This is a genomic window from Oleiphilus sp. HI0125 (genome assembly GCF_001635355.1).
On sequence record NZ_LWGF01001191.1, the window covers coordinates 1 to 1327 of the forward strand.

Genomic DNA, 1327 nt, shown 5'->3' on the forward strand with positions numbered 1-1327 from the left:
GCTTGTTGAGTCTGCGATGCGTCATGTCGAGATTTTGCAGAGACATAATTTCGATAACTTCAAGCTGAGTTTAAAAGCGTCTGATGTGTTCATGACGGTTGCAGCATATAGAGAAATCGCTGGATTGATTGATCAGCCATTGCACTTGGGTATTACAGAAGCGGGCGGTTTTAGGGCTGGAGCGGTTAAGTCTGCAGTTGGTCTTGGCATGCTTTTAATGGATGGTATTGGCGATACGCTTCGTGTTTCGCTGGCAGCAAATCCTGTTGAAGAAGTCAAAGTCGGTTATGACATACTTAAGTCTTTAAAGCTTCGTTCAAAAGGTATCAATTTTATTGCTTGCCCCAGTTGCTCGCGACAAAACTTCGATGTCGTTAAGACAATGAATGAGCTTGAAACACGTCTCGAAGATATTTCAACGCCGCTCGATGTTGCCATTATTGGATGTGTTGTTAACGGTCCTGGTGAAGCTAAAGAAGTAGATCTTGGGTTAACTGGTGGATCTCCGAACAATCTCGTTTATGTCGATGGCAAACCAGATCATAAGCTCTCAAATGATGGCTTGGTTGATCAGTTAGAAAAACGTATCCGTGCGCAAGCTGAAGCTAAGCAGGCGCAAGAAGAAAATGTTATTGCGAAAGCTTAGTTTCGCGTTTTAATAAAAGGTATATTTGTGGCAAAGATTCAAGCTATCCGTGGAATGAATGACTTACTTCCCGGCCAATCGTCAAAATGGCAGTACCTCGAAAATATCGTCTCTGACTTATTGAGTCAGCATGGCTATCAAGAGATTCGTATGCCGATTGTCGAGCAAACTGAGTTGTTTAAACGCTCGATTGGTGAGGTCACGGATATCGTTGAAAAGGAAATGTATACCTTTGAAGACCGCAATGGCGATAGCCTGACTTTACGTCCGGAGGGCACGGCGTGTTGTGTTCGTGCAGCGGAGCAACACGGCTTGCTTTTTAATCAAACGCAGCGCTTGTGGTATCAGGGACCTATGTTCCGTCACGAACGTCCTCAAAAAGGTCGTTATCGCCAGTTTCATCAGATTGGTGTTGAGTGTTTTGGGTTTGAAGGTCCAGATATCGACGCAGAACTTATTGCGTTGACAGATCAATTATGGAAAAAACTAGGAATCCGTGACTCGGTAGAGCTTCAGATTAACTCCTTAGGTTTGCCCGAAGAGCGTTCGGCATTCAAATCTGCTCTTGTGGTTTATTTATCTGATTTCAAAGACCAGCTTGATGAAGATAGTGTTCGCCGTCTTGATACAAATCCATTGAGAATTTTGGATTCAAAGTCTGAGCAGACTCAAAAAATACTT

Annotated in this window: 2 protein-coding genes; both read left to right on the forward strand. The window is 43.5% G+C overall.

All coding sequences use genetic code 11. The annotated features are described in order from the left end of the window. On the forward strand, positions 1-646 hold a 646-nt coding region (locus A3762_RS20575; protein ID WP_197469448.1), incomplete at its 5' end, for a flavodoxin-dependent (E)-4-hydroxy-3-methylbut-2-enyl-diphosphate synthase. A 27-nt stretch (positions 647-673) separates the two neighbouring features. Further along, on the forward strand, positions 674-1327 hold a 654-nt coding region (hisS, locus tag A3762_RS20580), incomplete at its 3' end, for a histidine--tRNA ligase (RefSeq protein WP_231878882.1).